20 protein-coding genes are annotated in these 25,911 nt (G+C 68.2%); 7 read left to right on the forward strand and 13 right to left on the reverse strand.

Annotated elements, in window-relative coordinates; genetic code table 11:
• Positions 1–12: 12 nt before the first annotated feature.
• Positions 13–969 (reverse strand): LysR substrate-binding domain-containing protein, encoded by a 957-nt coding sequence (locus tag NMD1_RS02335; protein WP_125953454.1) that lies wholly within the window; start codon positions 967–969, stop codon positions 13–15.
• Positions 970–1,106: 137 nt separating this feature from the next.
• On the opposite strand from NMD1_RS02335, the gene gabT reads away from it, so the two are divergent.
• Together gabT and NMD1_RS02345 are read left to right on the forward strand one after the other, a co-directional pair.
• Positions 1,107–2,390 carry a 4-aminobutyrate--2-oxoglutarate transaminase gene (gene gabT / locus NMD1_RS02340; protein ID WP_125953455.1) on the forward strand — a complete coding sequence of 428 codons (1,284 nt, stop codon included), beginning with the start codon at positions 1,107–1,109 and terminating at the stop codon, positions 2,388–2,390.
• Complete coding sequence (locus tag NMD1_RS02345) at positions 2,390–3,871, forward strand: NAD-dependent succinate-semialdehyde dehydrogenase (RefSeq protein ID WP_125953782.1); 1,482 nt, start codon at positions 2,390–2,392, stop codon at positions 3,869–3,871. The genes gabT and NMD1_RS02345 overlap by 1 nt, the downstream gene beginning before the upstream one ends.
• Positions 3,872–3,873: 2 nt before the next feature.
• On the opposite strand, the gene NMD1_RS02350 is transcribed toward NMD1_RS02345, so the two are convergent.
• The gene (locus NMD1_RS02350; RefSeq protein WP_125953456.1) at positions 3,874–7,248 is read right to left on the reverse strand and encodes a DUF2339 domain-containing protein; all 3,375 of its coding nucleotides are present in this window, start codon (positions 7,246–7,248) and stop codon (positions 3,874–3,876) included.
• A gap of 137 nt (positions 7,249–7,385) precedes the next feature.
• Here NMD1_RS02350 and NMD1_RS02355 point away from each other — a divergent pair, with 137 nt between their 5' ends.
• Positions 7,386–8,528: a sterol desaturase family protein gene (locus NMD1_RS02355; RefSeq protein ID WP_125953457.1), complete on the forward strand. Its 1,143-nt coding sequence runs from the start codon at positions 7,386–7,388 to the stop codon at positions 8,526–8,528.
• A gap of 43 nt (positions 8,529–8,571) precedes the next feature.
• On the forward strand, positions 8,572–9,156 hold the full coding sequence (locus tag NMD1_RS02360; RefSeq protein ID WP_125953458.1) for a TetR/AcrR family transcriptional regulator: 585 nt from the start codon (positions 8,572–8,574) through the stop codon (positions 9,154–9,156).
• A 2-nt stretch (positions 9,157–9,158) separates the two neighbouring features.
• Here NMD1_RS02360 and alr read toward each other — a convergent pair whose 3' ends face one another.
• The 10 genes from alr to NMD1_RS02410 form a co-directional block, all read right to left on the reverse strand.
• Positions 9,159–10,433 (reverse strand): alanine racemase, encoded by a 1,275-nt coding sequence (alr, locus tag NMD1_RS02365; RefSeq protein WP_125953459.1) that lies wholly within the window; start codon positions 10,431–10,433, stop codon positions 9,159–9,161.
• Positions 10,433–11,986: an amidohydrolase family protein gene (locus NMD1_RS02370; RefSeq protein ID WP_125953460.1), complete on the reverse strand. Its 1,554-nt coding sequence runs from the start codon at positions 11,984–11,986 to the stop codon at positions 10,433–10,435. Before NMD1_RS02370 ends, alr begins: the two co-directional genes overlap by 1 nt.
• Positions 11,987–12,137: 151 nt before the next feature.
• Positions 12,138–13,391, reverse strand: coding sequence for an MFS transporter (locus NMD1_RS02375; RefSeq protein ID WP_125953461.1), 1,254 nt, complete (start codon positions 13,389–13,391; stop codon positions 12,138–12,140).
• Positions 13,392–14,216: an SDR family NAD(P)-dependent oxidoreductase gene (locus NMD1_RS02380; protein WP_125953462.1), complete on the reverse strand. Its 825-nt coding sequence runs from the start codon at positions 14,214–14,216 to the stop codon at positions 13,392–13,394.
• Between the two features lie 124 nt (positions 14,217–14,340).
• Positions 14,341–15,048 (reverse strand): YoaK family protein, encoded by a 708-nt coding sequence (locus NMD1_RS02385; RefSeq protein ID WP_125953463.1) that lies wholly within the window; start codon positions 15,046–15,048, stop codon positions 14,341–14,343.
• Between the two features lie 19 nt (positions 15,049–15,067).
• Positions 15,068–16,438: an alginate export family protein gene (locus NMD1_RS02390; protein WP_125953464.1), complete on the reverse strand. Its 1,371-nt coding sequence runs from the start codon at positions 16,436–16,438 to the stop codon at positions 15,068–15,070.
• 14 nt (positions 16,439–16,452) lie between these two features.
• Positions 16,453–16,872, reverse strand: a complete 420-nt coding sequence (locus NMD1_RS02395) for a DoxX family protein (RefSeq protein ID WP_125953465.1) — start codon at positions 16,870–16,872, stop codon at positions 16,453–16,455.
• Position 16,873: 1 nt separating this feature from the next.
• Positions 16,874–17,764, reverse strand: coding sequence for a glyoxalase (locus tag NMD1_RS02400; RefSeq protein WP_125953466.1), 891 nt, complete (start codon positions 17,762–17,764; stop codon positions 16,874–16,876).
• Positions 17,765–17,788: 24 nt separating this feature from the next.
• Positions 17,789–19,636: an amidohydrolase gene (locus NMD1_RS02405; protein ID WP_125953467.1), complete on the reverse strand. Its 1,848-nt coding sequence runs from the start codon at positions 19,634–19,636 to the stop codon at positions 17,789–17,791.
• 44 nt (positions 19,637–19,680) lie between these two features.
• On the reverse strand, positions 19,681–19,866 hold the full coding sequence (locus tag NMD1_RS02410) for a DUF1427 family protein (protein ID WP_125953468.1): 186 nt from the start codon (positions 19,864–19,866) through the stop codon (positions 19,681–19,683).
• 203 nt (positions 19,867–20,069) lie between these two features.
• On the opposite strand from NMD1_RS02410, the gene NMD1_RS02415 reads away from it, so the two are divergent.
• The 3 genes from NMD1_RS02415 to NMD1_RS02425 are packed head-to-tail and all read left to right on the forward strand — an operon-like array spanning position 20,070 to position 24,294.
• The gene (locus NMD1_RS02415) at positions 20,070–21,770 is read left to right on the forward strand and encodes an MFS transporter (protein WP_233497303.1); all 1,701 of its coding nucleotides are present in this window, start codon (positions 20,070–20,072) and stop codon (positions 21,768–21,770) included.
• Positions 21,767–22,888, forward strand: coding sequence for an HlyD family secretion protein (locus NMD1_RS02420; protein ID WP_125953469.1), 1,122 nt, complete (start codon positions 21,767–21,769; stop codon positions 22,886–22,888). The genes NMD1_RS02415 and NMD1_RS02420 overlap by 4 nt, the downstream gene beginning before the upstream one ends.
• Positions 22,888–24,294 (forward strand): efflux transporter outer membrane subunit, encoded by a 1,407-nt coding sequence (locus NMD1_RS02425; RefSeq protein WP_125953470.1) that lies wholly within the window; start codon positions 22,888–22,890, stop codon positions 24,292–24,294. The genes NMD1_RS02420 and NMD1_RS02425 overlap by 1 nt, the downstream gene beginning before the upstream one ends.
• Here NMD1_RS02425 and NMD1_RS02430 read toward each other — a convergent pair.
• Positions 24,269–25,876: a hypothetical protein gene (locus tag NMD1_RS02430; RefSeq protein WP_125953471.1), complete on the reverse strand. Its 1,608-nt coding sequence runs from the start codon at positions 25,874–25,876 to the stop codon at positions 24,269–24,271. The two genes, NMD1_RS02425 and NMD1_RS02430, sit on opposite strands and share 26 nt — an antisense overlap.
• Positions 25,877–25,911 lie beyond the last annotated feature (35 nt).

Here is a 25,911-nt window from a genome sequence, read left to right on the forward strand (position 1 = left end):
ACGGCGTCCACTTCAGGTTGCGGCGTCGTCCGGCAGGGACCACGCCTGTTCGTCTTCAGCCACGGCCTTGTGCAGCCATCGCCGGAAGCGGGCGACAAGCGGCTCGTTCCAGCGTGGCCGGCTGCACCGGAAATAGTAGGCTCCCAGCCGTACAGGCTCCCAGGGGCCGTCATCGGGCGACAGCATGACCAGTCGGCCGCTGGCCAGATCGTCGGCAACCAGGTAGTGGTTGGCCAGCGCCACGCCTTGCCCCGATCGTGCCGCGACGAGCGCCAGGTGCGCCTGCCCGTACCGCGCGACCGGCTGGCTTACCTTGGGGCTAAGGCCTTGTAGCGAAAGCCAGTTGGCCCATTCCGCATCGGACCGCTCCTGGATCATCGGCAGGTCCAGAATGTCCTTGCGCTGGCGCAGGGCGCCGTGCCGGCCGATCCTGAAAGACGGCGCGGCGACAGGAAACACCACGGGCCGGGCAATTTCCTCCGCGCGCATGTCATCGGGCAAGGTCTTGGCGTCATCGTCGAACAGATAGCGGATGTCGCCGTCCGCTTCGTCGTGCCGGAACGATGGTTCCGTGTCGGTGGAATGGAGATCGACCAGCGGTCCGCTGCGTTCGCGCGCGCCGGTGCGAAAGTCCGGGAGACGTTGCGCCAGCCAGTGCAATGAAAAGCCTGCGGAACACCAGATGGTCAGCGGGCGCGCGTGCGCTCCCTTCACCGCGCTCGTCGCCGCTTCCATGTCGGAAATGGCGGCGGAGATTCGCGCATGATACCGGCGCCCGGCTTCGGTCAGCTCGCCCGTCCGGCGATTGTAGAGCGTGACGCCCAGGAAGGTTTCCAGCGCGGCCATGTGACGGCTGACGATGGCGTGGCTAATCTGCAGAGAGTGCGCCGCCTTGCGAATGCCACCCAGGCGGCCGACCCTGTCGAACGCGCGCAGCACGGCAAACGGCGGAAGGATTCCGGTACTCATGGTGGTAACCTAACGTTACCACCCAGACCATACAAGGCGCCTTCCGTCGACCGGCGGAGAGCTCTAGGCCGGCGGCTACCGCGATCCATGCCACCCTTTTCCGCGTGCGTATCCCATCGCGCAGCAGGAGTTGCCTCATGACGAACCAGTCCATTCTCGAACGCCGCGAACGCGCTGTGCCGCGTGGCGTTGCCACGGCGACACCGGTCTTCGCGGCCCGAGCCGAGAATGCCGAGATCTGGGACGTCGAGGGCAAGCGCTACGTCGATTTCGCGGGCGGCATCGCCGTGCTCAACGTGGGGCACCGACATCCCCGCGTGATGGCGGCCGTGGCCGAACAGCTCGACGCCTATACGCACACGGCGTTTCAGGTCATGGCTTACGAGCCCTATATCGAGCTGGCCGAGAAGCTGAACGCGATCGCGCCGGTGGAAGGCGAAGCCAAGACCATCTTCTTCACCACCGGCGCGGAAGCGACCGAGAACGCGGTGAAGATCGCCCGCGCCGCCACCGGCCGTCCCGGCATCATCGCCTTTGCCGGCGGTTTCCACGGGCGCACCCTGCTGTCTTCGGCGATGACCGGCAAGGTCAACCCCTACAAGCGGGGTCTCGGTCCGTTCCCGGCCGAAATCTACCACATCCCGCTCCCCTCGGAATCGAGCGGCGTCACGCTGGACCAGACGCTCAAGGCGCTGGATTTCCTGTTCGCGGCGGACATCGAGCCGGAACGCATCGCGGCGTTCATCATCGAGCCGGTGCAGGGCGAGGGCGGCTTTCACATGGCCGATCCCGGCCTGTTCGAGGCGCTGGACAAGCTGCGCCAGACCTACGGTATCCTGATCATCGCTGATGAAGTGCAGACCGGCTTTGCCCGCACGGGCAAGATGTTCGGCATCGAACACCAGCCGGTGAAGCCCGACCTGCTGACCGTGGCCAAATCCCTTGCCGGCGGCTTCCCGCTGTCGGGCGTGATCGGCCGTGCCGACGTGATGGACGCGATCGGCCCCGGCGGACTGGGCGGTACTTATGCCGGCTCGCCGGTCGCGGTGGCGGCGGCGCTCGCCGTGCTGGACGTGATCGAGGAGGAAAAGCTCAACGATCGCGCCAACGCCATCGGCGAACGCATCCGCGCGGCGATCACGGTGGCGGCAACGCGCAACGATACCGTCCGGATCGCCAACCTGCGTGGCCCCGGCGCGATGATCGCCTTCGACGTGATGGATCAGGACGGCAACCCGGACGGCGCGGCGGCCAAGCGGGTGACGGGCGCCGCGCTCGAACGCGGGCTGGTGGTGCTGACCTGCGGAACGCTGGGCCAGACCATCCGCATCCTGGTGCCGCTGACCGCCAGCGATGCCGTGCTCGACGAAGGGCTGGCGGTGCTGACCGATGCCCTTGTCGCCGCGAAGGAAGCCGCGTGATGCTTGTCGAGAAGTCCAAGACGGTGCTCGAGCACGACGAACATGGGCTGTTGCGCGATACGGCGTTCATCGATGGCGCCTGGGTAACGGGCGAGCACACGTTCGACGTGACCAACCCCGCCGATGGTTCGCTGGTTGGTACGGTCCCTTCGCTCGGCGCGGCTGAAGCGACGCTGGCGGTCGACGCGGCGGCGCGGGCGCAGCCGGCGTGGGCGCGGCTGACCGGGCAGGCACGGGGGGCTGTCCTGCGGCGCTGGGCCGCCCTGATGCTGGAGAACAAGGACGCGCTGGCGCGCCTGATGACGGCCGAACAGGGCAAGCCGCTGGCGGAAGCGGCGGGCGAGGTCGCCTATGCGGCAAGCTTCCTCGAATGGTTCGCGGAAGAGGCCCGGCGCGTCAATGGCGCGCTGTTGACGCCGCATGCCACGGACCGGCGGCTGGTCGTTCGCAAGGAACCCGTTGGCGTGGTCGCGGCGGTGACGCCGTGGAACTTCCCGCTGGCGATGATCACGCGCAAGGCCGGGCCGGCGCTGGCCGCCGGTTGTACTTTCGTGCTCAAACCGTCGGAACTGACGCCGCTTTCGGCGCTGGCGCTGGCGCGGCTGGCGGAGCTGGCCGGCGTTCCGGCGGGCGTATTCAATGTGGTGATGGGCGATGCCGTCGCCATCGGCGAGGTGCTGACCGGCGACAAGCGGGTGCGCAAGTTCACCTTCACGGGCAGCACGGCGGTGGGCAAGATGCTGGCCGCGCGCTGCATGAACACGGTGAAGCGCGTTTCGCTGGAACTGGGCGGCAACGCCCCGTTCATCGTGTTCGACGATGCCGATCTTGAGGCCGCCGTGGAAGGCGCGCTGGCTTCGAAGTTCCGCAACGCCGGGCAGACCTGCGTCTGCGCAAACCGGTTGCTGGTCCAGTCCGGCATCTACGATGCCTTCGCCGCGCGGCTGGCGGAACGGGTAGCGGCGTTCGTGGTCGGTGCCGGTCTGGCCGGACCCACCGATCAGGGGCCGCTGATCGACGCGCGCGCGGTTGCCAAGGCGCAGGCGCATGTCCAGGACGCGGTATCGCGCGGCGGCCGGATTTTGACGGGGGGTGGGGCGCTGACCGACGACGCCCACGCGGGCGGCACGTTCTTCGCGCCGACGGTGATTGCGGACGTACCCGCCGACTCGTTGCTGTGCCGCGAGGAGACCTTCGGCCCGGTGGCCGGGCTGGTGCGGTTCGAAACCGAGGACGAGGCCATCGCGATAGCCAACGATACCGACGCGGGTCTCGCCGCCTATGTGTTCACGCGCGATCTCGGCCGGAGCTGGCGTGTTCCGGAGGCGCTGGCCTATGGCATGGTCGGGCTGAATACCGGGCTGATCTCCACCGAAGTCGCCCCGTTCGGCGGGGTCAAGGAATCCGGCATCGGGCGCGAAGGATCGTCGTTCGGGATGGACGACTATCTCGACATCAAGCTGACCTGCCTGGGTATCTGAGTTCAGCCATCCCCTCGGCGCAACTGGCGGCTGTAGAGCCAGCCAATGCCGATCAGGCTGAAGCCCAGCGCGACGAAGCTGGCGATGCGGAGCAGCCCTTCGAGGCCCGAGGCATCGAACAGGAAGACCTTCACCACCGCGGCGAGCATCAGCACCAGCGAGGCGATCCGCCAGTCGTGCCGCTTGCGGCGGATGCCCCACAGCAGGAAGCCGATGGCGAGCGCGATGCCGAGGATCGAGCGGAGGATGTCTTCCGCCGGCCCGACGCCAGGATCGACCAGCAAGGTGCCATGGAAAGCCTGCCGCAGGCTGGCCCAGGCGAAGCCGGCCACCGTCAGCATCAGCACCGGCTGTATCGCGCGATCGATGACCCTGCCGGCGGCGGGCAGGGCCTGCGCGAGCTGGTAGAGCGCTAGCGGCAGCAGGACGAACAGCGGGGCCAACAGGTTGAGCGCCGGCAGGGCGCCCACATCCTGCGTGCTCCACAGCGGGTTGTGCAGCAGCAGGCTGTACCACAGCCCATGCAGGCCGGCGGCGGCGGTGAGCACGGCGGCGGGCACCGATGCTTCGGCCGGATCGCGTCGGCGCCGCAGCAGGAGCCAGCCCGCGCCCAGCAGCATGCCCGACCAGACAAGCCGTTCGATCAGGCCGGTCGTGATGAAGTCCGTGCCGACCAGCGCCGCGAACAGGTGACGGTATAGGCCGTGCAAGGCCACGCCTCCGATCACGCCGCCGATCACGGCCAGGTGGATCAGCACGAAGCGCGGCAGGCGCGTGCGTTGCAGCCAGGCCGCGCCGCCCAGCAGCAGGGCAGGGATCGCCAGCCGCCGGACCAGCGCCAGCGTGCCCAGATCGGGATGGTCGAGCAGCATCGGAACACCGGCCAGCGAACGGAGCGCGTGGTCCAACCACTGGACCAGCGGCAGGAAAGCCCAGCCGAGGACAAGGCCAAGCAGCGTGACCCCCGCCGCGCGCAAGGCCGGCCATGGGAGCGTGCGACTCCCAGCGGCTACGGCAAGCAGGCCAAGCGGCGGCACCAGCGGCAAGGCAACCGGCGGCACGACTTGCGCCAGCGCGCCATATCCGGCCAGCACCGCGGCGACTTCTCCGGTCAGGCGCAAGGCCCCTATCCGCGCCCGCAGCGCCAGGAACAGCGCCGGCGCCAGCAGGGCGGCCCAGCGCAGCAGGGCCGGCATGCTGGCCGGGGCATCGCTGCCACCGGTCAGCCGCGCCCATTCGTCCGTCGGATGCGCTCCCGACACGCCCAGTAGAAGCACCGCCGCCGCCGCGAATGGCAGCATCAGCGCCTCGTCGCGCGGCTGTTCCCGCCGTCTGACAACCGCCAACAGGGCCCCCGCCACGGCCGAGGCGGCGATGGGCAAGGTCCAGCCCGGCACGCGCTGCGCCAGCGCCCCATAGACGAACAGGCCTGTGACCAACCAGGCGGGCCGCCGCAGATGAACGTTCCGCGCGTTCCACGCGAACAACCCGAAGCCCAGCGCCAGCCCGGCCCAGCGCAACAGCGCGGTCAGGTCCGCGCCCGCGCCGGCACCCTCGACCAGCGCGTTCGGCTCGGCCAGCGGGACCGGCACGAACGTCACGACAAGCTGCACCAGCGCCAGTGCTCCGAACGTGGTGGCGATTGGTTCTACCCGACGGTCGTCGGCCTTGGCGGACAGGGCCAGCCCGGCGAGCGCCACCAGCATGGTCCACAGCGGCGCCTGCCAATGGGCGAACGCGAACCACGCGGCGGTGATGAGCAGGCCGCCGCCGGTTGCCAGCAACAGGGCGAAGCGCCGGTCGTCGCGCCGGTCGGGCGCGCGCCAGCCGAGCGCCGCTGCGCCCAGCACCAGCAGCGCTCCGCCGAGCGCGCACAAGGCCACGGGCAGGCTGTACCCCGTCCACACCTGCTCCGCATGGCGCAGCCCGAGCAGCGGCGCGGCCACGGCGATGCCGGCCAGCTCGACCGCGCGTTGCAGGCGCGCGGGCGCTTGCCACAGCCGTGCCAGCAACGGCCCGGCATGGATCGCGGCGAGCGTCAGCCCCATGGTCAGCAGCCAGCCGGTTTCCGGGTGCGGCCAGAGCATCAGCAGGATAACGGACAGCGCCGCGCTCAGTGTCGGCACGATCGCCAGGTCGCGTTCGCGCCAGGCGAGGAACTGGCCGGCGGCGGCGATCAGCGCGAACAGGCCCCAGTGCAGCGGCAGGAACCCGCCCAGCGCGACCAGCAGGCCAAGCTGCGCGGCGCCGATCACCGCGGCGGCGGACCGCAGCAGGCGTTGCGCCGCGCCGGCAAAGGCGAACAGCGGCAGGACGATGGCCAGCAGCATCACGAAACCGCCGATCGACAGCGCGCCCACCGTTTCCAGCGCCTTGCCGGCCAGGATCAGCCACAGGCTCCATCCGGCGCCGCCGAGCAGGGCCAGCAGGGCAAGCCACGGCCAGCGCTGCGCCCGTGCCACGCCCGCCAGCCCCGCGATGGTGAAGCCGAGATAGACCGCGAGCATCGGCACGTTGGCATCCAGCCCCACCGTCAGCGCCGGCGCGGCAAGGCCGCCCGCCAGCCCCAGCACGGCGCTGGGCATGCCGTGGCGCAGCGAGAGCCACAACGCCCCGCCCGTGACCAGCGCAAGGCCTGCGAACGCCGCGAGCGGAGGGATGAGATGATAGAGGTTCGCGGCCACCAGCAGCGCCGCATAGAGCGTGGAGATACCGGCGCCGGACAGCGCCTGGCTGACGCGCGGATCGGCCACCTTCTCCCGCGCGCGCCATGCCCATTCGGCCGCGCCGATCAGGCCAAAGCCGAACAGCATGCCGCAGACCGCCTGCACGCCGGGGGTGAATATCCGTCCGAAAAAGCCCTGGTCGATGGCGTATTTGACGATCAGCACGCCGGCGATGGCAAGCGTGATGCCGCCGGCCCAAATCGGCAGCTTGCGGCCGAACAGTTCCTCGAAATTGATCGCGGCGCGGCGCATGGCCGGGGCGGGTTCCGGCTCCGGAGCAGGCTCCGGCTCGAAAACCTGCACCGGAAGCGGATCGGCCGGCGCTTCCACGGCGGGTTCGGCCGGCATTTCCCAGGCCATCGCCGGTAGCGTTTCGGCCATGGGTTCGGGCGGCGAGGGAGGGGGCGTTTCGATTTCGGGTTCGGGTGCCGCTGCCGCCGGTGTTTCCGGCTGGGCCTCGGCCACCACCGGTAAGGATGTTTCCACTGTCGGCTCGACCGATTCGACGCGTGGCATCGCGCCCGCCGCGATGCGCCGGCGCAGCTCGTCCTCCACCAGCCGCAGGCGGCGCTCAAGCTCGGCAATCCGCGATCGGGCGCCCAGCAACAGCGCTCCGCCCACGAACACGATCAGCGTGAGGATCAATCCCATCACCGGTTCTCCTTGGGACCGGACGTTACCCGAAAAATTATCATTGTTCAATTTAATAATAGACAGTGTATAATTTGACGCTATCGTAGCGTCGGTGCCGCATGGAATCGGCGTATCCGCAAAAGGGAATGCCTGCGATGAGCAGAGGATACTGGCAAAGTCTGAAACGCGATCTGGAAGCGCCCATCGAGGCGCGTGGCTTCGGCACGGGCTGGTTCGCCGGATTTTTCGCGATCGTGCTGGCGATGGCCGGCCTGTGCTTCGTGGCGGCGCTGCGCTGGCCCGAATGGTTCGCCATGCCGGAACTGGCCAAGCTGCGCGACATGCAGGGCTTCCGCCCGTTCGTGCACCTGACCTTGCTCGGCGCCTATGCGCTGGCCTTGCTCAGCCTGCTGCTGCGCCCGCGCAAGGCGCTGGGCGGCACCGCGCTGGTACTGGCGCTGGCCGCCTCGATCCTGGGCGGCGCGGCGGTTCAGCCGCGCGAAACGCACGACTGGGGCGTGTTCTTCGGTGTCGATTTCTTCGCGGTGAACATGATCGCCACCGGCCTGATGTTCGCGCCGATCGAGCGCATCTTCCCGCACCTTGCCAAGCAGCGCCTGTTCCGCACCGAATGGCGCGAAGACCTGTTCTATTACCTCGTCAGTTCGATGCTGGTGCAGTTCATCACCTTTCTCGCGCTGGCGCCGTCGAGCTATGTCAACACCCATTTCGGCTGGCTCGACCATACCCGGTCGGCCGTGGGCAGCCTGCCATGGCCGGTGCAGTTCCTGCTAGCCATGATCCTGACCGATCTGGCGCAGTACTGGTTCCACCGGCTGTTCCATCGCGTGCCGTTCCTGTGGGGCTTCCATGCGGTGCATCATAGCGCGAAGGCGATGGACTGGCTGGCCGGCGCGCGGATGCACTTCGTGGAGATCGTGCTGCTGCGCGGGGTAACGTCGCTGCCGCTGCTCACGCTCGGCTTCGCGCCATCGGTGATGCAGGCATATGTCGGGATGGTCTATGTCTATGCCTCGCTGGTCCACGCCAACCTGCGCGGCGATTTCAATGTGCTGGGCAAGTTCGTGGTCGTGCCGCGCTTCCACCACTGGCACCACGCGATCGAGGCGGAAGGCGTGGACAAGAACTTCGCCATCCACTTCCCCATCCTCGACCGGCTGTTCGGCACGCATTATTTCCCCGACAGCCAGTGGCCCAGTGGATACGGCGTTCCCGAAAGCGTGCCCAACGGCTATCTGGCGCAGATGAAGTATCCGTTCGTCCGCCAACAGGGATGAACGGGCAGGGATGAGCACGCCGGAATGAATACGCAGGGCTGACATGGGCCGCCGATCCGATCACTCCCGCCCCGAACTGCGCGAAATGATCGTCGCGGAGGGGCATCGCCAGATGCTGGAAGTGGGCTTCGCCCGCTTCTCGGCGCGGGAGGTTGCCAAGCGGATCGGCTATTCGATCGGCACGATCTACAACGTGTTCGGCACTTATGAGGGCCTGATCCTGGCGATCAACGGCCGCACTCTGGATCTGTGGCGCGACTATCTGGAAGCGCGGCTGGCCGGCGAGCATGGCGACCGTCTGAAGCGGGCAGTCGACGCCTATTTCGAATTCGCCGTGGTCAACCGCCATGCCTGGGCGGCGCTTTATGATTTTCGCCTGCCGGACGACATGGAACCGCCGGAAAGCTATGCCCGGCAAGTGACCGCAATCTTCGAGATCGTGGTGGCCGAACTTGTCGCCGTGCTGCCCCCGGAGCGCAGCGAGGAAGCGCCGGCGCTGGCGCGATCGCTGCTGGCGACCGTCCATGGGCACTGCTTCTTCACCATGAACGGCACGTTCCGCATCCTGGGTGAAACCGATCCGCTCGCCGCCGCGCTCGCCCGCGTGCGCGAGGCGGTGAGGGGATAGGCTCAGCCCGCCTTCAGCACGCGCGGCAATGTCGCGCCCATCACGGTCAGCGCTTCGGGTCCATAGACGCTGCCGTTGCGTTCGAATTCCGGCTGCGTGATCCGTTCCGCCCCTTGCGCGCCGAACAGCACGACCTCGTCATCGAGCCGGACCTTGTCCTGCCAGCCGGTGACGTCCGCCATCATCGTGTTCATCGTCACCCGGCCGACCACGGGGAAGCGCCGGCCGCCGATCAGCACTTCGGTACGGTTGTGGCTCTCCGCTTCGAACTCCGGCCGGTTGGCATGGCTGAAGCCGCGCCGGTAGCCATCGGAATAGCCGATCGGAATGTTGGCGAGCCAGCTTTCGCGATCGAGGCGGTAGGTGCGGTCGTAATTGACCGTCTGCCCGGCGGGATAGTGGTTCACCGCCGCGACGCGCGACTTGATCGCCATCGTCGGCCGGAATTTATCGGTTTTCGTGCTGCCCGGATCGCCATAGATCGCGCCGCCCACGCGCACCATGTCGAGCCGGGTTTCGGGATGCTCCAGCGTGGCGAATGTATTGGCGGTGTGGCGCAGCAGCGGGCGGGTATCGAGCCCGGCCGAGGCCAGCCAGCCAAGGTCGTCCTGAAAGCGCCCGAGCTGGCCGAGGATGTCGGCGGCTTCCTCGCTGGGATAGTGCGTCATCGCGCCCGTAATGCGCAGACCCTTGAGCGCGAGCAGCGCACGGGCATCGGCCTGCCCATAGGCGCTCGAAAGCTCCACGCCGTTGCGGCTCATGCCCCCGGCGTTGAGGGCGATGTGGACGGAAAGCGGCCGCTTCGGCTTGCCCTTGAGCCACAGCGCCTGAAGCCGCTCGGCGGCCAGCGGATTGGCGATCAGCTCGGTGATGCCCAGCGCGAAGCCGTCCTCCATCTCCTCGGGCGTGGCCGTGCGGATGCGGATCAGCCGGCCACGAAAACCGAGCTGGCGTGCCACGCGTGCCTCGTCGTTCGAAGTGATCGCCACGTCGCTCACGCGCTTGCGCAGGATCGAGGGGATCAGCAGCGCGATGCTGTTGCCATAGGCATCGGCCTTCATCACCGCGCACAGGCGCGTGCCGCCGGTCCACTGGCGCACTGCGTCGATATTGGCCTCGAACGCGCCGGCATCCACTTCGATCCAGCCGTTGCGCCGGGCGGCGCGGGCAGGAGTCAGGCCGAAGTTGCCGGCCGACAGGATCGGCGCGGCCAGGGCGCGGCCGGCTCCGAAGGCTGCCAGTCCGGCGCCGGCCTTCAGCAAGCCGCGCCGCTGCATCACAGGCCGCCCCGCTTGAGGAACTGGCCCGGATAACTGCCGGTCGCCTTGCCCTCGCGATAGACCATCACGCCGTTGACCATCACGTCGGAAACGCCCGTGGCCAGCGCGCCGGGGTTCTCCACCGTGGCGTGATCGGCGATGGTGTCGGGATTGAACAGCACCAGATCGGCCTTGTAGCCGGGCTTGATCAGGCCGCGCCCTTCCAGCCCGATGTGCTCGGCCGAAAGCGCGGTCATCTTGTGGATCGCTTCCGGCAGCGTCAGCCGGTGCTGTTCGCGCACGTAGAGCCGCAGCACCTTGGCGAAAGCGCCGGCCCCGCGCGGGTGGCGCGATCCGACCATGCCGTCCGAACAGATGTTGCTGTTGGGCCAGGCGATGAAATCGGCGACGTCGGCGGGCGACATCGCGGTGCCGATCACCGCTTCCACGCGGTCGGCATCCGGATGCGCCTTGCGCCAGGCCTGGGCCGTCTGGATCAGCCAGAGATAGGTCGCGGCCGGCTCCTCGTGCCGCTCGGCGGCGATGTCGGCGATGGTGTGGCCGACATAGGCCGGGTTGGGCGCATAGAAGCCAAGCAACATGCCGGCGGGCGTGGTCAGGTGCGTCAGCGCGAAGCGGGCGGCGGCGATGTCGGTGAAATCGCGCTTGGGAAACAGCACGGTCAGCGTCGATTGCCAGTACTCGTAAGGATAGACGTCCGCCGTCACCTTGATCCCGCGCGCCCGCGCCGCATCCAGCTTGGCCAGCACCTTGCCGGCATCGCCCCAGCGATCGACCAGACCCAGCTTGAGGTGCGAGATCTGCACGGGCACGCCCGTCTTCTCGCCCAGGTCGAGCAGTTCATCGAGCGCGGCGTCGAAGGTCAGGTCCTCGTTACGCATGTGGCTGATGTAGCGCCCGTGATCCGCCTGCGTGGTGCGGGCGAGCGCGAGCAGTTCGCCATGATCCGAATAGATGCCGGGATCGTATTCGAGGCCGGTGGACAGGCCCAGCGATCCGGCCTTGAGATCGGCATCGAGCAGCGCCTGCATCGCGGTGACTTCGGCGGGCGTGGCGGTGCGCTTGTAATCCTCGCCCATCACCTTTTCGCGCAGATAGCCGTGCCCGGTATAGGCGGTGACGTTGACGGCGGCGGGCCGCGCGGCGAAGCGGGCGGCGGTTTCGGCGAAGGGGCCGTCGCTGCCCCCGTCCTGCCCGACGACCACCGTGGTCACGCCCTGCGCCAGCAGCACCGGCATCGCCCGATCGGCATAATCGCCGCGGTCGTGATGGCTGTGGCTGTCGATGAAACCGGGGGCGAGGGCAAGCCCGTCGCCCCGTATCACCGTGTCGGCGGGTGTGGCCGGCAGATCGCCGACCGCCACGATCCGGTCGCCATCGACGCGCACGGAAACCTTCTGCCCCGCCGCGCCGGACCCGTCGTAAACCGTCGCCCCGGTAATCAGCGTCGAAGCGCCTGCCGGTCCGGCGAAAGCCAGCGCGCTGGCCAGCGCCAGAACGACCCGCGCCGGAAAGATTATCCGGGATTGCCTTGAAATCAGTCCGCCCATGTCACCCCCTGCTGCCGGGGGTGCGCGGTGCCCGCGATGCGGCCGCAAGACACCCGACAAACCCCCATGGCGATCCTATTCGCGCCCCTTCGCGCTTGTCACGCCTTTAGGAGCCGTCGGACGAATAAAGGTGGACCTATGCGACCGGAGGCTACCCGTGCCGCATTGCCCGCGCATAGTCCCCGCGGGCGAGGACAAGGCTGAGCGCGCACAGCAGGCAGGGCACCGGCAGGATCAGCAGCGCCTTGTCCAGCCCGATCCTGTCGGCGATCATCCCGGTCACGAACGGCCCCGGCGCCAGGCCGAGCAGGTTGTTGCTGAGCGCCAAAACCGCCATCACCGTGCCGTGGATCGCGCGCGGCGTGAGGTTCGCGGCCATCGCCCCGGCAATCCCCGCCACGCCGGCCACAACCAGCAGCGCGCATCCGATCAGCGCGAGCTGCACGGCGCCCGGCGGCGCCAGAAAGGCGCCGGCAAAGAACACGGCGGCCATCAGCGCATAGACCAGCGCGACACGCGGCTTGATCGCCGGATCGCGCCGGGCAAGGCGATCGCCCACCACGCCGCAGGTCACCATGCCGATCGCGCAGACCAGCAGGAACAGCGCGGTCGTCCTGCCCGCGCGATCGATCGGCATGGCATAGTACCGGGTCAGCAGCAGCGGCAGGAACACGGAAAGCGCGCCGGCGCAGAACAGCTGGCTGCCGCTGGCGAAATAGGTCAGCCACAGCAGGCGCCGTCCGAACAGCTGGCGCCCCAGCACGCGCCAATCGAGCTTCTCGCGTGACGGGACGGGGCCGAGGCGGCTTTCGCGCACGATCAGCAGATAGAGCGCCGCCAGCACCAGACCGGCTCCACCGATCGCCTCGAACGCGCTGCGCCAGCCGTGCGCCGCCGCGATCTGGCCGCCGACCGCCACCCCGACCATCTGCCCGACGACCGAGCCGGCGAGAAACGAGGAAGACAGCGTCGAACGCAGTCCCACCGGAAACACCGCCAGCACCACGGCGATGCCCACGCTGCCATAGGCCGCCTCGCCCACGCCGACGAGCAGCCGGGCGAACAGCATCTGGTGATAGCTCTGCGCCAGCGCGCCGCCCAGCGTGGCGAGGCTCCACAGCGTTGCCATCGCGAACAGGCTGCGCACGCGGCCGAACCGGTCGGCCGCCAGCGAGAGCGGAAACGTCAGCAGGCCCACCGCCAGCGCGACCACGCTGGACAGCGAGGCGACCTCGGCATCGCCCAGGTTCCATTCGGCCTTGAGCAGAGGGTTGACCGCGTTGAGCACCTGCCGGGTCATGTGATCGGACATCAGCAGCCCGAAGCTCAGCGCGAACACGATCCAGCCATAGGCGCTTGTCCGCTCCGGGCCGGGCTGATCGATCACGACGGCCGCGTGCGCCATTCAGAACATTCCACCGTTGGGGCTGATAATCTGGCCCGCAAGGTAGTGGTTGTCGCCAGCAAGGTACAGCACCAGCCCCGCGTATTCTTCCAGCGATCCCAGGCGCCCCGCCGGCACAAACTGGAACATGCGGTTGCGTGCTTCGGGATCGAGCCGGGCAAGGTAATCGTCGAACATCGGGGTGGCGACGCCGCCGGGCGCGATCGCGTTGACGAAGATGTTGGCGCCCGCCACTTCGGCGCCGACCGAGCGGGTGAACGCGATGACCGCGCCCTTGGTGGCGGAATAATGCGGGCTGTGCGCGCTGTAAGCCGAAAGCCCGGCGATCGACGCGATGTTGACGATGCGTCCATGCCGCCGCGGTTCCATCTGGCGCAGCGCGGCGCGGGTGCAGAAAAACACCCCGTGGACGTTCACCCCCCAGAAGCGCAGCCATTCGGTATCGGTCATGGCCGAGGTAAAGCCCAGCGTGCCGCGTTCGACAGGGGTTGTGAGCCAAGCGTAATGCCGGTTGCGCCGCGCCTCGTCGTCGGGGCCGCCCGGCACCAGCGCCGCGTTGTTTACGAGAACGTCGACCGGGCCCAGGGCTTGCGCCGTCTCCGCGAAAAACCGGTCAACGGCCGTACTGTCGCTGACATCGCAAGGGGAGGCGAACACGTCCGCGCCCATGGACCGCAGACCGGCGGCGGTTTCTTCCAGCGCCGGTTCCAGCACGTCACACAAGGCAAGGCGCCCGCCGTCGGCGGCCAGCGTCTGCGCGATGGCACGACCCAGGCCGCGCGCCGCGCCGGTGACCACGCACACTTTTCCATCGATCGACCCCATTCGTTCCGCCTTCGCTCGTCCCGCCCGCCGGCCGCGCGCGAATTTCCCGAGAACGTAGGTGGATCGATGATCATTTCTTTCTTATTCGCGCCAATAACTTCTGCATTCGCGCCATCAAGCCTCGTTATCCGTTGGCGTGGGGCATGGCGGCGGCGGGATGGCGCACGCAGGCGAGCGTGCCGCCCATGATGATCGCCCCCGCCACGCTCAACGGCAGGGCAAGGCCGGCATGGATGACCATCAGCGCGCCCCCGGCCGCGCCCGCGAAAATGGCCAGGATCGCGCCGAGCCTGCGGGAAAGATTGGGATTGCCGCCACCCGCCAGATGGGAATCGGCGGCGATGCCGGTGATGGTGAGCGTCAGGACGGTGGTGGTGAGGTCGGGCACCTTGAGCTGGCGAACGGTGGCGTTACGGAACCCCATGGCGATGGCGGTCAGCGCGATGATCGCGAACAGCGCGGCCTCCGGCTCCTGCGCCGGCACGCGGAAGGTCAGCGCCACCGCCGCCGCCAGCCACAAGGCGATGGTCTCGATCAGGGCGGAGATGGTCAGCCAGCGGCGCAGCGGCTCGCGGCCGAACCGCTGGCCGACCCGGCCCGCCAACAGCGCACCGCCGAAGAAGGCGAGCAGCGCGACCAGATAGGGCGCAATACGGAAGCCGGGGGTGCCGGCGGCGGCGAAGCCCAGGAAGACGATGTTCCCGGTCATGTTGGCGGTGAACACCTTGCCAAGCCCCAGCACGCTGACCGCGTCGACCAGCCCGGTGGTGACCGACAACAGCAGCAGCAGGCCCGGAAGGGGCGAGGTCGATGGTTTGCCGGATTCAGACATTGCTTGTTCTTCCTTGGTCCTAAAAGCGGAAATTGCTTTCGAAGCCGATCATGGTGATGCGGTGAGCGGGCCCGGTTTGGCGGATGAAAGTTCCTGGTGAGAAGACGGAGAGGGAGGCGGACAGTTCCAGTTCGGCGGTGGTTTGCCATGCGAGCGTGGCTTCGGCTTCCTTGCCGATGAAGCGGGCGTGGCTGGTGCCGGGCGCGCGGATCAGGTTGCCGGGAATGTCATAGACGCCATCGCCGGCCGTGTAGCGCCAATAGGCCATGGCGGCGATGCTGGCGGACCAGCCCTTGCCCAGCGGCGTGCTGATCCGGGGGTTGAGGCTGACGATGTTGGTCGGTCCCACGGGAGAAAGCTCGCCGAAGTACTTGCCCTTGGGGAACAGGGCGTTGAACGTGCCGAGATGATTGTCGCGCGGATTGCGGTCGCCGCTGACCACGTTGAAGCGCACGGTCACGTCGGGCGAGAGGCGGCCCAGCGGCACGGCGCGGCCCACTTCGCTGCCCAGCGTCCAGGCGGCGATCGGCTGCCCCGCAAAATCGCCGAACTGGTAGACGCCCTCGACGTTCCAGTGCCAGCGGGCCTGCGCGCCGTGGAGCCGCGCGCCGATCGTGTGGCGCCGTTCGCGGCCCTGCGCGGCGCCGAAGCGGGCATCGCGGTTGTAATAGCCGAGATAGTAGAGGTCGACGCCCGGCACCGTGGCGTAAGCGCCCCACAGCGCCTTCGTGGGGGACGTGCGATCGTCGAAGTTGCCGGGGCGCGAGAGCACCGGCTTCACCGCCAGCAGGCTGAGCTGCGCCTGCCCGTGGGTAACGATGGCGCGCACGCCATCGAAGGCCAGCGGCACGTTCGGGCCATAGCGCGTGCCGACGAGCCGTTCGGTGCCGAGCGAGAGCATCTGGCGCCCGGCGCGCAGCGTGACCGGCCCCGCGTCGACTTCGGCGAAGCCTTGCAGCAGGTCGATCCCGGTGCGGTCGACCGGCCCGGGGGCGGGAGCGACGCCGGCGGCATAGGCGACGATGGGCTGGGCGAACAGGCGCACCGGCCCGGCATGGAGATCGGCATAGGGCAGCGCGCGCACCCACAGGAAGCTGTCGTCGGGCGCCTGCGCGCCGCCCCACAGCGCGTTGCGGTTGTTCTCGTTGCGCAGGCGCACCTCGATGCCCGTGGACAGCCAGGCATCATCGCCCAGCGGGATGTATTTGAAGGGGCCGGTCCAGTGGTGGGCGCGCTTTGCCGCGTCGGCCAGGTCCGACCAGTCCTCGTCATAGCGCGTGATGCTCAGCGTGGGCGCCTGCCAGGCTTCGGCGGTCTGGGCGGCCGCTGGGGCGGGCCGTAGCGAGGACAGCACGGCGAGCAACAGCGCGAGGAGGACGCGGCGCGCCATGTCACCGCGCCATGTCACCGCGCCTGTCGCGCCACCAGCGCCACCAGCACGAAGCCGCCCGCCAGCCCGAGGTGCTCGAAGAAGGCGTTGGTCGCCATGAACCGGTCCGCGCCGGCGGGCAGGGTCCAGAAGGCGTTGGCCACCATCGCGGCCAGTACCGTGAACACGCCGAGCATGCCGGCGCCCAGCCAGACGAGGCGGCCGGCAAGGATCAGCAGCGGACCGATGATCTCGACAAGAATGGTAAGAGCGGCCCATAAACCAGCGGGATATAACCCAAAATGCGCCTGCTCCGCCACCGCGCCCGGCCAGTCCGCCAGCTTGGTCACGCCGCCCAGAAGGTAGGCGCTGACCAGCAGCAGGCGGGCGATGAACCACGTTGGCGCCCAGCCAAGCAACCGGTCCACGAAGCGCGGCGAAGCATCGGCGGCCATGTCACTGCGCCGCCGCGGCGTGGATTTCCGCGATATAGCCACCGGGGAAGCGCACGATCGCGCTCTGGCGGGCATTGGCGGTGAACGGGGCAACCAGCGTCTCGACACCGGCGGCCTTGGCCCGCGTCAGCGTGGCGGCCAGATCCGCCGTCTCGTAGCCGGTCATGTCGCGGCCATAGGGCCAGGGAAGCTGCCCGTCGGTGACGAAGACGACCATCTTGCCATAGCCGCTGTCGATGGCGACGCGGCGGATCGTCTTGCCGGGCTGGCCCACCTCGGCCCCCGACGCGGCGCGGTTGTCCGCCGTGACCCGGCCGTGCGCGAAGCCGGTCCAGCTCGCGATGAAGCGGTCGGCGGCGTCGGCCGTCAGGTAGATGCGGTTCTCGGGCACGGTGGCGAGCGGCGCGTAGCTCGGCTTGGCGGTGTGCCAGTAGAGCTGCATGTTCACGCCGCCCGGCCACTGGATCACCACGTCGCGCCCGATCGGATCGGGGAAGGCATCGAGCCGGCGCACCGCGCCATGCTTCACCGCGGAAGCGATGGCGGCGTCCATGTCGGTGACCAGATAGCCGGTGCGCTCGTCGCCGAAGGGGTAGGGGATCGGCGTCTTGAAGCCGAAGGCGGACACCGTGCCGGCGGGCGTCAGCGCAAGCTGCGACTTGGTCAGGCTTTTGGTGGGCGTGACCTGGAATTCGCCCTGCTTGCTGGTGCTGCCGCCGAAGGTGGCGACGAAGCTGGCGACGAACGTGTCGAAGGCGTCTTCGGGCACGTAGACATGGGTCGTGTCGTACTGCGGCCCCACGGCGTAGTCGGCGCCGGCGGCATCGCGCGCGAACGCTGCCGGTGTGGACAGAACCAGGCTGACAGCAGCAAGATAGGAAAGCTTTCTCATGTGATTTCTCCTGTATTCCCGGGATCAGACCGCCCAGCAGCCGCAGCCGAGCGCGCCCCAGAAGGTCTGCACGTCGGCCGCCGGCACGGACGCGCCCAGCGCGGCGGCGTGATCGTGGCCATGGACGCCGCATGCGGAGTGGCAACCGCAGGCCGAGGCGAGCCTGGCCCGTGCCTCGGGCGTCTTGTGGTAGCCGCCGAAGGTCGCGACCGGCGACCAGTCGGGCATCGGGCGCGGCAGGGCCGGGGCGAGCGGCGCATAGTCGCCCTCGCCATGGACGACCTTGCCGCCCAGCAGCGTCAGGACCGAGCGGATGTGGACGATCGCGTGCTCGGGCACGCTGAAGTAATCGTCCGACAGCACCGCCAGATCGGCAAGCTGCTCCGCCTTGATCTGACCTTTCTTCCCCACTTCGTTGGAAAACCACGTATTCTCGTAGGTCCACATCGCCAGAGCCTTTTCCCGGCTGACACGATTGGCGCCGGGATAGAGCGTGAGCCCGCCCACCGTGCGCCCGGTGACCAGCCAGGACAGCGACACCCACGGGTTGTAGCTGGCGACGCGCGTGGCATCCGTGCCCGCGCCCACCGGGATGCCCGCGGCGATCATCTTCGTGATCGGCGGGGTGCGCTCGGCCGCCCTGGCGCCATAGCGTTCGACGAAGTATTCGCCCTGATAGGCCATGCGGTGCTGCACGGCGATGCCGCCGCCAAGCGCGGCGATGCGGTCGATATTGCGGTCGCTGATCGTCTCGGCATGGTCGAAGAACCAGTTGATCCCGGTCAGCGGGATATCGCGATGGACCTTCTCGTACACATCGAGCGCGCGGCCGATGGTCTGGTCGTAGGTGGCGTGGAGGCGCCAGGGCCAGCGGTGTTCGGCCAGCAGGCGGATCACCGGTTCGAGATCGCCTTCCATGCTGGGCGGCATGTCGGGCCGGGCGACGCGGAAGTCCTCGAAGTCGGCCGCGGAATAGACCAGCATCTCGCCCGCGCCGTTGTGGCGGTAGCTGTCGTCGCCCTGGCCGGGGCTGACCTGCTTCACCCATCCGCTGAAGTCGGCGAGTTCCTCCTTCGGCTTCTGCGTGAACAGGTTGTAGCTGATGCGCACGGTCAGTTCGCCGTCCTGGTGCAGCTTCTCGATGATCCGGTAGTCGTCGGGATAGTTCTGGAAGCCGCCGCCGGCATCGATCACGCCGGTCACGCCCAGACTGTTCACATCGCGCATGAAGTGACGGGTGGAATTGATCTGATAGTCCTCGGGAAGTTTGGGTCCCTTGGCCAGCGTCGAATAGAGGATCGTGGCGTTGGGCTGGGCCAGCAGCAGGCCGGTCGGGTTGCCGGCGGCGTCGCGCACGATCTCGCCACCGGGCGGATTGGGCGTGTCCTTGGTATAGCCCACCACGCGCAGCGCGGCGGCGTTGAGCAGGGCGCGGTCGTAGAGATGCAGGATGAACACCGGCGTGTCGGGCGCGACGGCGTTGAGTTCGGCGATCGTCGGCAGGCGCTTCTCGGCAAACTGGTGCTCGGTGAACCCGCCCACCACGCGCACCCATTGCGGCGCGGGGGTGCGATCGACCTGCTGCTTCAGCATGGCCATCGCCTCGGCCAGCGAAGGCACGCCGTCCCAGCGCAGTTCCATGTTGAAGTTCAGGCCACCGCGGATGATGTGCATGTGGCTGTCGATCAGCCCCGGAATGACGCGGCGGCCCCCCACGTCGATCACCCGCGCATCGGGCAGGACCGCGGCGCGGACTTCCGCTTCGCTCCCCACCACCAGAAACCGGCCATCCCGGATCGCGATGGCCTCAGCAACCGGATTGGCACGATCAAGCGTCGACACCTTGGCGTTGACGAGGAGAAGTTCGGTCATGGGCTTTCCTTGGGCTTGGCCGGTGCCGACGGCCGGGACGCGGTTCAGTCGGCCGGACGGGCGCGGCGCAGAGCGATTCGCCGGATCGGGGAGGCCACGCGTTCCCCGGCCAGCATCCCCAGCAGCCCAGTCAGGGCGATGACCGGAGGCGCTGGCGAGTGCACCCCCAGCGTGGCGTAGAGGAGGCCGATCAGGATGCCAGCGCCCAGCGAGAGCAGGTGGTTCTTCATGGCCGCTTTCCCTCTGATCCGGAAGGTTTCCGTGATTGCGAGTGGCAGGATACGCGGCGGGGATTTTCCGGAAATCCAGATAAATTGGTTCAGACTTTTCCGGAAAATAGAAAAGTCTGAAAAAGCCGCGCCTCGCGTTGCCTGCGCTCGCGGCGGGCCTTATAGTGTTGTCGTCGTTGCCATTCTGGCGGCCCGGGGGCGGTGTGGACGGACAGGGCGTCTATCAGTTCAAACCGCACGAACGGCCCACCCTGCCAGGGTCGCCCGCCAATCCCGATCATCCCGCACGGCGGCGTCTGGGCTATTTCGCGGTCGGCGTGCTGATTGGCGTGACCGCGGGCCTGGGCAATGCGCTGGTGGCGGTCAATCTCAACTTCGCGCAGGGCACGCTGGGCCTCTATTCCAACGAGGCGGCCTGGCTGACGGCGGCCTATCTCATGACCAACACCACGGCGAATCTGCTGCTGGTGAAGTTCCGGCAACAGTTCGGCCTGCAGAGTTTCGTCCGGTACATGCTGGGCGCCTATGCGCTGGCGACGCTGTTGCACCTGTTCGTCCACGGCTTCTGGTCGTCGGTGCTGGTGCGGGCGGCCAGCGGCATGGCGGCGGCCGCGCTGACGACGCTGACCATCCTCTATCTGATGCAGGCCATGCCCGCGCCCAAGCGGCTTGCCGGGGTGATGCTGGGCATTTCCATTCCGCAACTGGCGACGCCGCTGGCGCGGGTGCTGTCGCCGGGCCTGCTGGAATGGGGCGACTGGCACATGCTGTACTGGTTCGAGCTGGGGCTGGCGCTGGCCATGCTGGCGGCGATCATGGTGCTGCCCCTTCCGCCCAGCGAGCGGTTCAAGGTGTTCGAGCGCGCCGATTTCCTCACGTTCGGGCTGCTCGGGCCGGGCCTGTGGCTGCTGATCGCCGCGCTGACGCAGGGTCGTATCGAATGGTGGACCGACCGCGCCTGGATCGGCTGGGCGCTGGCGGGCAGCATGGTGATGATCGCGGGGGCGCTGCTGATCGAGCATTTCCGCGCGAACCCGCTGATCAACACGCGCTGGCTGGGCACGCGCGAGATGCTACGGCTGATGGCCGTGGCGGCCTCCGTGCGCATCCTGCTTTCGGAACAGGCGTTCGGGTCGGTGGGCCTGCTCAACGTGGTGGGCATGATCAACGACCAGATGGTCACGCTGAACCTGGTGATCGTGCTGGCCTCGATCGCGGGCATGACCGTGGCGGTGCTGACCTTCAATCCCGAAAATCTTACGCGCCCGATCATCGTGTCCGCCGTGCTGATTGCGATCGGCGCGTTCATCGACGCGGGATCGACCAACCTCAGCCGGCCGGAGATGTTCTATTTCAGCCAAGCGCTGATCGGGTTCGCCTCGCTGCTGTTCATGGCGCAAGCGATGGTCATCGGCATGGCCCGGACGCTGCTGGCCGGGCCGCGCAATTTCATTAGCTTCGTGGTTCTGTTCAGCCTGAGCCAGAGCATAGGCGGCCTTGTCGGCACCGCCGCGCTCGGCACGTTCGAGACGGTGCGGGAGAAGTACCATTCGCACGAACTGGCGCAGGACGTGGTCATGACCGACCCGCAGGTGGCCTTGCGCGTGCGGGCAGGTTCGGGCGCGGTTGCGCCGGTGATCGGCGATCCGGCGCTGCGGAGCGCGGAAGGCGTTGCCCTGCTTTCGCAGCAGACCACGCGCGAGGCGCATATTCTTGCCTTCAACGATCTCTTTCTGGTGGTCTGCGTGCTGGCCGTGGCGGCGGCGCTGTGGGGCGTGGCGATCCGCCGCGCGATCCTGCGACGGCACGAGATTTCGCCGGTGATTCTCCTGCAACAGAAGATGGCCGAGCAGGCGGCCGCGATGTCGGGTCCCGCCACGGGGCGAAACGGGGAAAGCGCATGACGGATCAGGGGCCAAGCGAAACGATCAGGGCGGAACCGGCCCCGGCCGATCCACAGGTCAACCCCGTGCCCAACGGCTGGAGGCCGCCGGCCAAGAGCCGCCTGACCGTGATCGTCATCGCCGCGATCGCCGTGGCGGCGGCGCTGGCGATCCTTTACGCTTGGCAATTGCCTCCGTTCGCGGGCTGGAGCGAGGGGACGGACAACGCCTATGTGCGGGGCAGGGTCACCGTAATCAGCCCGCAGGTGAGCGGCTATGTGACGTCCGTGCCGGTTCGCGACTTCGCGCAGGTGAAGGCCGGGCAGGTGCTGGCCACGATCGATGACCGCATCTATGCCGCGCGGGTCGAACAGGCCAAGGCGAACCTGGCCGCGCAACTGGCCGCGCTTGCCAATTCGCAGCAGAGCCAGCGCGCGCGCGAAGCGGCGTTGACCGGGCAGGAAGCCGGGATCGCCAATGCGCAAGCGCAGCTCGTGCGGGCCGAGGCGGATATGAAGCGCGCGAACGCGCTGGTGGCCGACGGATCGATTTCCGAACGCGAGCGGGACCAGACGCGCGCCGCGTTGCTGGCGGCGCAGGCGGGCGTCCGGCAGGCATCGGCAACGCAGCAGGTCGGCCAGCAGGACGTGCGGTCGGTGCTGGTCGGCCGGGGTGGACTGGAAGCGGCGGTCGAGGGGGCCAAGGCGCAGCTCCGGCTGGCGCAAGTCGATCTCGACAACACCGTGATCCGCGCTCCGTCGGACGGCCAGCTGTCCGAGATCGGGGTGCGCAACGGGGCCTTCGTCACGGCGGGCACGCAGCTCATGTTCCTGGTGCCTAACGACTTCTGGATCATCGCCAACTTCAAGGAGGCGCAAACCAGCGGGATGCGGATCGGGCAGCCGGTGACGTTCCGCGTCGACGCGCTGAACGGAACGAAGCTGACGGGCAAGGTGGAGAACCTGTCGCCAGCGGCGGGGTCCGAATTCGCGGTGCTCAAGCCCGACAACGCCACCGGCAACTTCGTCAAGATTCCCCAGCGGATCGCGGTGCGCATCCGCATCGATCCGGGGCAGGCGCAGGCGGCCCGCCTGCGGCCGGGCATGTCGGTCGAGGTCCGCGTGGCGACGAGGCATTGATGCGCCGGGCCACGATCCGTCCGCTGCCCGTCGCGCTCTGTGCCGCGCTGGCTGCCTGTGCCGGCCCGCATGTCGAGACAGCGCAGGTGGCGCCCGTGGTGCCGCCGACGGAATGGCGGGTCGATACCGCGCAGTCCGGCCTGGTTGAACCGGCGTGGTGGCAGGCGTTCGGGGACCCCGTGATGACCGGGCTGGTCGAACGGGCGCTGGCCGGCAATCCCGATATCGCCATCGCCGCCGCGCGCGTGCGCGACGCGCGGGCGCAGGAGATGGCGGCGCGCGCCGCCTTGCTGCCCACGCTGGATGCGACCGGCGCGTCGGCCCAATCGCGCAGCGTCAATGCCTTCGGCAAACCGGCCGAGCAGACCGCCGCGCAACCGCAGCTGCAGGTGGCATGGGAAGTCGATCTGTTCGGCCGCCTGTCCGATCAGGCGTCGGCAGCCCGGTCCGCGTGGTTTGCCAGCGAGGCGGCGCGCGATGCGGTGCATCTGTCGATCGCGTCAGCGGTAGCGAGCGGGTACATCACGCTGCGCGCGCTCGATGCCCGGCTTGAGGTGGCGCGAGCGACGCTCACCGCGCGCGAACAGGCGCTGAACCTGATCCGGCGCCGTACCGACGCCGGCTATGCCTCGCGGCTGGAACTGGCGCAGGCCGAAGCCGAATACCAGTCTGCCGCGCAGATCATCCCCGCGATCGAACAGGGCATTGCCCGGCAGGAAAACGGATTGCGCGTGCTGGCGGGCGATCTTCCCGGAGAGGTCGGGCGCGGCGTTCGGCTGACCGCCCTGCGCGAACCGGCGATACCGGAGGCGCTGCCGTCCGAACTGCTGCGCCGCCGCCCCGATGTCGCGCAGGCCGAGTGGCAACTGGCCGGGGCCGATCATGCGCTGGCGGCGGCGCGCAAGCGCTTTCTGCCGCAAGTGCGGCTTTCCGCTTCGGCGGGGGCGGCCCTGTCGACGCTGCTGGCCGATCCGATCACGATCTGGTCGGCGGGGGGCAGCGTGCTCGCGCCCCTGTTCGAAGGCGGACGCCTGCGCGCCGGCGCGGAAAGCGCGGCGGCGCAGCGCGATGCGGCGGCCTTCACCTATCGCAAGGTTGCGCTCAACGCCTTTCGCGAAGTCAACGACGCGCTGGTCACTGTCGTCCGCACCGATCAGCAGGCCGCCATCGTGACCGCGCAGCGCGATGCGCTGGCACGGGCATACCGGCATGCCAGCGCGCGCTATGCGTCCGGCTATTCGCCTTATCTGGAGCAGCTCGATGCCCAGCGCGGATTGCTCGCGGCGGAACTGGCGCTGATCCAGTCGCAATCCGACGCGCTGACGGCGCGTGTGGCCCTGTTCCAGGCGTTGGGTGGCGGATGGCTGCCCGAAACGACGACTACCGATCCCCAGAACCGGAAGTGACCCCACGGCGGTTCATGCGCCGGCATATCCGGATGGTATCGCCTGCGCTCACGCAGTGGAATCCGCGTTGCAGCATCGCTTCGGCGGCCGCGGTGAAGCCCTGCCAGCGCCGATTGAGTTCGGCGAAATCGGCAACCGGCGTCACGAATGTGCCGGGCACCAGCGGCTGATCCTCGGGAAAGTCGACGATGAGGTAATCGGCCTTCGCGGCGCAGGCCAATATGCCATCGAGCACTTTGGTGTCGGTGAACCGGTACTGGAAGAAGCGCGGGCAGACGAGCCGGTCCCGCCGCGTGCCCGATGCATGGTGGAAATCGTTGTCGGAGCCGAGCCGGGCGTACCGGACCGGAGCAGGCCCCGCCACCTGATGAAGCGCCATGGCTTCGGGCGGATCGGCATCGAGTTCCTCCACGCGGTCGAAGAAGTCCAGCGGGCTGTCGTCTGTCCATATCTCCGTGCCGCCAAAGGACAGCACCCCTGCCGCCCCGAGGATCACCGGCAAGGCGATGAGCGGGCCGCAGCTCGCCAGCAGGTCTGGAACCGCCACGGCTGCCCCGATCGCCAGAAAGATGTGCAGGACGGCAAGGTGCGGCCCCCAGATAGCCGTGACGCCGATCACCGCGAGCGACAGGGGGTAGATCGCCAGGCATCCCGCCAGAAACGGCCGCAGCGCGCCGTCAGCCGGCGCACGCAGGAACCGGGCCAGCAGGAACAGGAACATCGCGAGCGACAGCGCGAGAATGGCCTTGCCGAAGTACAGCGCGGTGAGCGCATGATTCCACAGGTTGCCAAGCAGCGTCGGCGCGAAAAAGACGTTGCTGTGCGAATAGAGCAGGTTTGCCTGCTGGGCTGCCAGATAGCCATGCAGCTCTCCGCGCGCGGCCAGGGCTGTGAGCACGACGGTGGAAGCGACCGCGCAGGCCGATCCGCATCGCCACAAGAACCCGGCGGCCGGTTCGCGCGGGGTGGATCGGGCAATCGCGTGGACCAGAACGAACGCCAGCGCGATCGGCGCGTAGATCAGCTTGGTGAACAGCAGGGCCGCCAGCGCCACGCCGGTGGCGATGCCGCGTCCCGCCGTGGCAAGGGCGATCGTGGCCAGAGTCAGCACGATCCCCGGGGGAATGCTGCCGCCCCGATCGTATAGCGGCCCGGTCAGCATGAAGGCCGTTGCCATGAGAACCAGCCGCTGGCCCAGCGCGGATTGGGGATGGAAGCGTCGCGCCAGGGCAGCGCCGATCAGCGCCGCCCCGCCCACGCACGCCAACTCGAAGCCGTATTCCGCGAAGGGGCCGATCAGGCGCTGTGCCGCAATGGCGTAGTAGAACAGCGGGTCCTTGTTATCGATCACGTCGACATAGAGCCGATCGCCAGCCAGTATCCTCTCGGCAATGGACTGATAGAGCGATCGGTCCGCCACGGGTTCGGGCACGAGGCGGGTGGTAAAGAACAGCAGGAAGACCGGGACTAGCAGCCAGTCAAGCCAGGTGCCGAACCACTTGGCGGTGGAACGACCGGCGGCATGGCTGCTTCTACGCTCGGAAAATCTCCGCCAGACCTGCCATCGGTGCGTCATCGTCATGGTACTGCGACTTTACCAAGATCGGGACAAAGTCC

The sequence above is a fragment of the Novosphingobium sp. MD-1 genome, from assembly GCF_001014975.1.
GTDB lineage: Bacteria > Pseudomonadota > Alphaproteobacteria > Sphingomonadales > Sphingomonadaceae > Novosphingobium.